Genomic DNA, 8,627 nt, shown 5'->3' with positions numbered 1-8,627 from the left:
AGTTCATTGATCGGTAAAAAAGAATATAAAGCAAAGATGATAATAATTTTTACTCCACCGGAAATTTATACTGATCCAAAAAGTGCTGGATTTATACCTCCTCAGCACAATAAGCCAGCTGCTTTTCCAGTAAATCCTTCCTTCCAAAGACGTTCCTTGTAACAATTTCGAGCATGTGCTTCTGAAATGTTTTGTAGTTAAATATTTTGCATTATATTTGCCACCGCAAAAACAACGGTGCCATAGCTCAGTTGGTAGAGCAACGGACTGAAAATCCGTGTGTCCCTGGTTCGATTCCAGGTGGCACCACCGAAATTGCAAACAAAAACCTCTGCGTTCCGACTCAGAGGTTTTTTGTTTTTAGGCGTTTTTGTCAGTTATCCATTTATCGGAGACCAGTTCGAAAAATTGAGACTAACTAACAATCACGCCTTCATTGTTGCTGAGAGAAAGAGATATAAAAAGTCAGACCGTATAAAAGCTTGTTTTTATACGGTCTGATAGTCTATTTATTTTGCGTCAAAATAATCTGCAGCTCACATACTATCTCTATTCCTTTCCAATAATCGACAATTCCATAATATTCATGGGAGCAGGTGAACCGGCCGAGTTTTTCAAAACTCTGATTCTCATGTATCGATATTTTTCAGTTGCACCAACATAAGCAATTCTTATTCCCGCATCAGTCCAACCGGAAAAGTCAATACTTTTTATCTTTACCCATCCGGCCTCAATTGACTTCGCTTCCCAATCCGGAGAATCCCGATCTACTCCAACTGCTCCTAGAGTATCCGATGCCCAAACTTCATAAATCTCCGGATTCCTCACATTACTTGCACGAGGCACAATCTCAACACCATCAACAAGTAGCTGCTTCCCAAAATCTATCGAAAACAATATTGGTGTCATCGCATTGTCCTCTGTGTGATACCCTGCACCTCCGTTATTGCCATCCCACAGATGTGGTAATGTCCAGCCCCACGCACTTGAATTATCATCAGGGAGCAATGTTTCTGACCAACCAGCCTTTGTATGATCTAACCGAATCGCATCAGATTGAACAACTAGTATTTCTTTGGTAAAATCGGAACCTGTTTTACCATCTACACTAACAGTAATTGTTGCTGTTCTGGAACCCAAAGTATTCTCCCCAACAGATACTTCAATATTACCAGATTCAACATCATCAACAACACTACACCATGGCTGATCAGAAACTGAGGTAAAAGACTCCCCTTCATAAACCTCAACCGGAATATTAAAGGTTTCTTCATATCCATATTTATTGAAGAAATTCTCCTTTACAATTAGAGGATCCGGCAGAATTAGGGGATCTGACTCACTAAAGCTGCCCGCGTAAATTGAATCAATATCAGTAGCTTCAAAATGATATAAAGTTTTGTACAGAACTCTTGAACCGCTTTTAAAATCAGGTAAATCTGGATTAAGTCCTATGATCTTTAATTTCTCAATTGTACTTCTAAACTCGACAGTACGCTGTGTATTTTCATTCGTCGTGTATTCCACGAGTAAACCAACCGCACCATTACGGTATACAAAGTTGAGATATTGACCATCAAATCCGGATACTCCTTGGTTAAGTATTCCAGAAGCAAAATCATTCCCATAAATCAATACTGTCGATTCGGTTTCCCTCGACTTATTTCCTTGTGAATCGTAGTTTCTAAAAGTCAAGGTTGTATAACCTTCAATCATATCTTGATCAAAACCATCAATGATTACTTCATATCTCCCGGTTTCAAGGTTTAAGTAGGAAGCATCATAAGAGTACACTACCGAATCGGTAAAATTATTCCAATAAATTCTAAACTCTTTTCTGTTCACATCAATCGAAGGATAGACAGAAGCCTTTACCCGATAAAATCCAGAAAGACAATCCAAGCTATCAATTTTACCCGCATAAGTCGGGGATCCTTCGAGTAAATATTGCTCGTGTTTTTCATTCACATCCTCACATCCAATAAATGCAAAAATGATGATTATAAATATTACTATTCTATTCATTTTGTTTTTTTTTATATTCAACTGAGCTAAATACATTTTCTATAATCCTTCAGCAATAGAGTTCATCTACATGACTTTCCAAATTGATTTCCAAACACACTCTCATCTATTTAAAGACTGATCCAATCCACATCTCTGTAGTCTACATAGATTAATCCTATACGAAAAGATCATCACAATTACTGTGGAGATCCATAAACCTGTAGCTCAGCCACAGCACCACCACCAACAGCACTCGTCCATGCTTCATAGACTTCAAGCCGAAGAAAACGGACAGGATATTTAACATCAATAGAAAGGTCATATTCCCATCCCATATTCCAAATTTCGTAATCAGAATCAGTAACCGCACTACCAATTTTACCATCGATAGGACCTGGCACTGAAAAATCATGAGCTACTTCCCAATTTGAGTCAGGCCCCCATACCTTAGCTTCTTCTTCTGTCAAATCGGGAGTTACCCAAATGCGCCACTTCTTAGGAGATGATTCATTGAAAACAAATTGTTTGCTTCGCATACCATGAATAAGATATCTACTAAGTTTTGAAGGTTTCTGAAGATCAATGGTCACAAAAGCACTCTTCTTGTTTTTAAATGCTTCCGCTCCCCCAAAATTATTTACATCGTGAGCAACAGCCCAATAACAATCGCCATTGCTATTCCACTTCCCATCCCACAACTTATAAGATGATCGATTTCCCCAATTAGGGCCATCCCAGGTCAAAGTAGGATCTTCAGCTGCTAATGTTGCACTATGTACCGATACTCCCTTAAATGGAAAAATATCAGTGGCCACAGGCTCTAGATACTCCTCATAAATAGGTGTTTTTGTTAAAAAGAATGTATCAGTCTGATTTCCATAAATATCTTTAAACTGAAATCCAAACTGAGTCTGAATTGAATCGTATCCACCAATAATCTCTCCCCTAATTTTATAATCCGGTATTTCCAATTTAGTATCCTCTGAAAAAACTTCCGCTAAAATGGTATCTCCTTCAAACTCTACAACTCCATAGCTAAAAACTTTAACAATCGTAGTAGCTTGAGTCGGATTATCCCATCGAAGCCTAATACCTCCAAAAGTTTCTTCTACCAACATTGTCTGTAAGGCATAATCAATAGATGAGGTTAAGGGTTTTACCTGTACTTTTAGGGGAGTTGATTCCTTTCCACTACTATTACCAACAACTAATTCGACATCGACTACTTTGGAAGTATCTCTTAATCCAAGCACATACAACGAATTGTCGTATCGCGACACTTTTGTTTCTTGGAGCATGCCGTTCCTTAAAAAACTTGCCTTCACATATAATATGTCTTCAACCCCTGCGGGCAATTGAAATTCAATTTTAGCCCCACCACTAATATCGATTACATTAGCACTTTCCAATGCAGGTGGCGCCTCTGAATTTGTAACATAAGGATCTGGGGACAGATAAGCATTACACCCTGACAGCAGACCAATTGTCGCCAACATCATAACAACAATATTGGTTGAAAATTTTATTCTTAATTTAATATTTCTCATTACTATAGTCTTTCTAGTTTCATAATGCGTCTACCAACCTGGATTTTGTTCAAGGTTTGGATTATTTATCAATGCGGTTTCACTAATCGGCATTAAATAGTTTCTAAATGAGTAAGATGGTCTAAGCAAAGTCACCGTATTATAATAATCAGAAACTGATTCCCCCCAGATATTCCAAGCGCGAACAGGTTTATTCATATTCACCAGTGCCGTTTTCCAACGCCTCGTATCCCAAAACCTTGCTCCTTCAAAGGCAAGTTCATTTAACCGCTCCTGCCTGATAATCTCTCTTAACCCATTCTGATTATCATAGTCAGTGAAATTTGTATGGTTATCCCATGCTTCTTTTACTGGTAGTATCCCTGACCTTTCTCTAATCTCGTCTAGAATGGGTAGCACTTCATCATAGTTTACACCTAATTCATTTAAACATTCTGCATATAACAATTTTAAATCAGTCAGCCTAACGATTGGGAAAGCATAAGGCGTTGGCTTGTATCCAGTCCCTGTAAGAGGACTTAGAAAAGTGTTATTAATGCCGCAAACTTTCTTGCAATAATACCCTGTCATTCCAATTGACTGGACGCCAATAGCTCCACTTACTTCAGCCGCGCGTGCCTCTAAATGCTTAAACTCAGACTCATCAAAGCCTAAACCCTCCCAATAACCTCTATCAAAGCAAACACTAGCATAAAATCGATGGCTACGGTTTAAGTTAATTTGAGCGGTAACCTGCCCTTCTACAGCTTCAGTGCTATTGGCAGCACTAACAGTGACCGGAGAGAACCTGTTGTTATACCAATTATTGTTGATCCAATCATTATCAACACTTATAGGCACTCCATTTGCCGAATAAAATTGTTCTATGATATGAAAGGGTGGAGCTTGCCTCTGCCCAACTCCTTTTCCTTGTGGCTGAATACCCGGAAAAAATGCCTGCGCAAACGTTTGTAAAGTTGACGAACCTCCATTTTCAAACTTTGCCCATATAATTTCATCATTCCAATGAGTAACCAAAGCTTCACGGACGCCTAAACGATATATTGTTTCCTGGCTGGGAGTCTCCCCTCTAATCATGCTACCATCAGAATAATGCAATTTGAAAAAATTATTTTCAGCTGACTCCAGTGCATCTTCCAATGCATCTGCTGCCAGTTGCCATTTATTTTCATCGTTTGTTTGAGAAAACAGTTGTGTCCCTCGATTATCAACCACATCAAAATCTGAATTCCCGTTAAACAGTGGACTTGCTGCCCACACTAAAGTCTGAGCCTTTATTGAAAGAGCTACAGTTTTGGTAATCCTTCCAGCCTCTGTTGCAAGATTAAGATTCATGTGGTCTTCTAAATCGGGAACAGCCTCATCTATGGTAGACGTAATATAATTAACAACATCATCAACAGGCTCCCGATGTATCTTAAACTCATTGATCCCTGCATTGGTAGAAACAGCTTTATCAATAATCGGAATAGGACCATACAATGTAAACAGATAGTAATGAAAAAAAGCTTTTAGTACTTTTACCTCTGCCATCCATTGTTTCCGTTCACTTTCTTCTAAATTCGGCGGGCCACCTGCATCCAGTGGCATATGCTCCAAAAACACATTGCAATGCCTGATCCCATCCCATAGAGAGATAGCTCCATTAGAACCGTCCCAATAATTCATTATAGGATTCCCAGAAGTATTGATACCACCATACCCATAACGATAAGGATTTGGAAATGATCCATAAGCCGAGAACTGTATGTCATCAGTAGTATAAAAGATTTCGTCGCCTCCTAATAATGGTAAACTTGAATACAAATTCCCATAACTAGGAATATATGAGTAACATGTCATTAAATATTTTTCAGATTCATTCCTGTCAAGAAAGGCATCTTTGATCTCCGGACTATCCCCAGGATAGATATCCAAATAATCGTTACATGAAACTATTCCCAAGGTTATCAAGATAAAGAACAAATGGATTATCTTAATATTCACTAAATTTCTCATTTCTTTCATGTTTAATTTGTGCTATTTGAAATTAATTTGAACACCCACGTTAAATACTTTTTGCAATGGGTATGCCAGGCCATTTCCTCCCATTTCTGGATCCCACAGCTTGAATTTACTGAAGGTTAATAAGTTTGTTCCACTCACATAAGCTCTTATGCCTACATTTTTTGTTTTTGGTAATGTATATCCCATTTCCAATTGCTTTAACCGCAAATACGATATTGTCCTCATGAAGTAAGTGCTTCGCTGAAAGTTATTATCGTTACCCACAGAATTAATATTGGATAACCTAGGCCATTGTGCATACAAATCCCTATTAGATTCTGTCCAATGATTATCTGCAATCCAGCCCAACAGAGCTCTATTTCCACCACCGGTTGGCATAAAAGGAGCCATTTCTCTCGGATCTAGCCAAAATGAATAATGTGCCTGTCCTTGGAAGAAAAGGGACATATCGAATTTCTTATACCCAAACGATCCACCAAAACCATATTGAATCTCAGGAACCTGAGGATACCCTATTGGTGCAATATCAAATTGGTTAATAACCCCATCCTTATTAATATCAACATATTTAATATCACCAGCCATTACCTCACCTCCTAAGGCAGCTTGTGAAGCAGAGTTTGCAACCTCGTTGTCATCAATGAACAAATGTTCTGCTATATACCCAAAACCTTGTGAAGGCGAATGCCCAATTCTAGAAATCCAAGGTGCTTTATCTGTTCCTATTTCATCATATGTTATCACTTCAGCTGTGCCATAAGTAAAGTTCCCTCTTAATATAAACCATGTATTTTGCCCAACTTGATCCTTGTAATCAACAGCGATTTCAATTCCCTTTGCAAGATTTTCCTGAACATTACTATACAGCTCATAAGGCAACCCTAGTGTTGATGGGATATTTGATCTTCGCTGTAGAATATTCTTCCTTCTTTCCCTATAAATCTCCGGAATTACTGAAAGTTTATTATCAAAGAATCCCAACTCAAGTGCAAGATTCGCTTTGTAAGTAATTTCCCAGGTAATTTCTGGATTTCCTGGATTTGCAATCGATATCGTTGGTTTGCTGTAAAGCCCTAGGCTCGCATCGTTCCCCCAGTAACCCGCGGGACTTGACTTTAAGTTTACACTTGACAGATAGTAGAATCTATTGGGACCTCCAAGATTATCATTACCAACAACCCCATAAGTACTCCTGATTTTAAATTTTGACAGAACAGGATCTATTCCTAAGTTTTTATAAAAAGCCTCTTTAGAAATGTCCCAACCTACACCAAACGAAGGGAAAAAGCCAAAGCGGTCACCACTTGCAAACCTCTCAGAACCATTGTAACCAAAATTAAATTCCGTAAAATATTTACCATCATATGCATAAGTAAAACGTCCTGCCAAGCTCAAATTCCGCTTAGGTAAAGAGTTTTCAAGCTGTTGCCGAGAAACAATAGGATTCCCTTCAAGATATTCCCTTGCGGTGCTTACAAGTAAAGCTCCTACATCATGCTTCTCATTGAAAGTGTTGTTATAAATAGCAGATAATTCACCATATATTGTTGAAGTGACATTCTGATCCCCCCCTTCGTAATCAATAAACCGACTCCCGGATTCAGGATTTATCGGGAAAAGGGTATAGCCGTCATGTTCTGGGGTAAGAGAATCTTCAAAGGGATCATAATCTCCATTTAATATTGTGAAATAATAGGGATTATATGAGCGTCTGAGGCTAAAACTACCATATCTTGAAACATTCCCAATAAAACGCAGTTTTAATCCTTTAGTGACAAAATCAAGATCTTGAAATAATTCCAACTGAGCAGACAACGTACTTGCCTTATTATCCTCATAACCACTCATCAATCTTGCATACGGGTTAATATACTGACCTGCATCTGAGTTACCAAACAACAAATAAGGAGCATACGCAAAATCTTTATCAGGAGCATAAACAGCAGGAAATAGCACTGGATCGGCATTAAGAGCCCTGTAGTAAGTATTTCGTCCCCTTGCCCCCAATTCTCCTATAGGTCCCTGGTAGTCATCAAAGGCCCCATTCAATCGAACATTAAGCTTTGTTGCGTTAGACACATTAATATTAACATTTGAACGTAAAGTATACTTCTTAAAATCAATATTAGTGTTCCATTTATTAATATTGTCAACTTTCAAAATACCGTTATCCTGAGAATACGAGCCTGCAACATAATAGGATGCGACCTTCCCCCCTCCACTTATACTGAGATTCAACCGTGAATTAACTGCGTAATCCTTAGTTAACTCACTTAACCAGTCCGTAGCTGGATAAACATATGGATTTCTATTTGGGTCTTGTGTTTTTTCAATCTTATCCAAAGAATATCGAGGAGAGGCCGTAGGATTTCTCGTTAAAATTGCCTCATTAAAATTTTTCATGTAATCTATTGGATCCGCAATATCAATCCGAGATGTAGGCATCGAAAGTGAGCTTTCTGCACGAACATCAATTACAGCTTTTCCTTCCTTTCCTTCCTTTGTTGTAATCAGTACAACACCATTTCCTCCGCGTGCCCCATATAAAGCTGTTGCCGCAGCATCTTTAAGGATTGAAAAGCTTTGAATATCATCTGGACTTAGCCGAGACAGTTGACGAACATCAACTTCAACATTGTCAATAAGAATTAAGGGAGACTGAACATTATTTCCAAACGAGGCTGCATTACGGATGAAAAATTGGGCATTATCATCGCCTGGTGCTCCTGTACTCTGATAAGAAATAAGTCCTGTCATTTGCCCTGACAAGGCTGTGGTGATATTACTCGTTGGAACAGATTGAAGACTCCCCACATCAACTGTTGTTATCGAAGAAATAACACTTTCCTTTTTTTGTTTTCCAAAAGCGACAACAGTTACCTCATCCAATTCATCAGTTTTAGAATGCATAATAAGGTTGATCTCCTTACTATCCAACACAGAGATTGTTTGATCTTCCATCCCAATAAAAGAAAACCGAAGCTTATCGGTAAGCATTCGGTAAACCCCGTCTTGTTTCATGTAAAATTAGCATCCTGCTTTCAAAGTTTCTCTTAAATGTTCGGA

General features: G+C 38.4%; 4 protein-coding genes and 1 tRNA gene. 1 reads left to right on the top strand and 4 read right to left on the bottom strand.

The features are described from left to right. The first annotated feature begins 236 nt into the window (after positions 1-236). A tRNA-Phe gene (locus tag ACUNWA_RS18875) sits at positions 237-309 on the top strand. Positions 310-549: 240 nt separating this feature from the next. Here ACUNWA_RS18875 and ACUNWA_RS18870 read toward each other — a convergent pair. The 4 genes from ACUNWA_RS18870 to ACUNWA_RS18855 form a co-directional block, all read right to left on the bottom strand. Beyond that, positions 550-2,025 carry a DUF4998 domain-containing protein gene (locus ACUNWA_RS18870; RefSeq protein WP_445593486.1) on the bottom strand — a complete coding sequence of 492 codons (1,476 nt, stop codon included), beginning with the start codon at positions 2,023-2,025 and terminating at the stop codon, positions 550-552. Between the two features lie 179 nt (positions 2,026-2,204). Continuing rightward, entirely contained in the window at positions 2,205-3,554 is a 1,350-nt protein-coding gene (locus tag ACUNWA_RS18865) for a DUF4959 domain-containing protein (protein WP_445593485.1), read from the bottom strand. A 30-nt stretch (positions 3,555-3,584) separates the two neighbouring features. Beyond that, complete coding sequence (locus tag ACUNWA_RS18860) at positions 3,585-5,552, bottom strand: RagB/SusD family nutrient uptake outer membrane protein (protein WP_445593484.1); 1,968 nt, start codon at positions 5,550-5,552, stop codon at positions 3,585-3,587. Between the two features lie 21 nt (positions 5,553-5,573). Further along, positions 5,574-8,558 (bottom strand): SusC/RagA family TonB-linked outer membrane protein, encoded by a 2,985-nt coding sequence (locus tag ACUNWA_RS18855; protein ID WP_445593487.1) that lies wholly within the window; start codon positions 8,556-8,558, stop codon positions 5,574-5,576. Positions 8,559-8,627: the final 69 nt, after the last annotated feature.

This window comes from Sunxiuqinia sp. sy24, assembly GCF_052677165.1.
The sequence above is the reverse complement of the archived record's forward strand: the minus strand, read 5'-3'. Positions and strand labels throughout refer to the sequence as shown.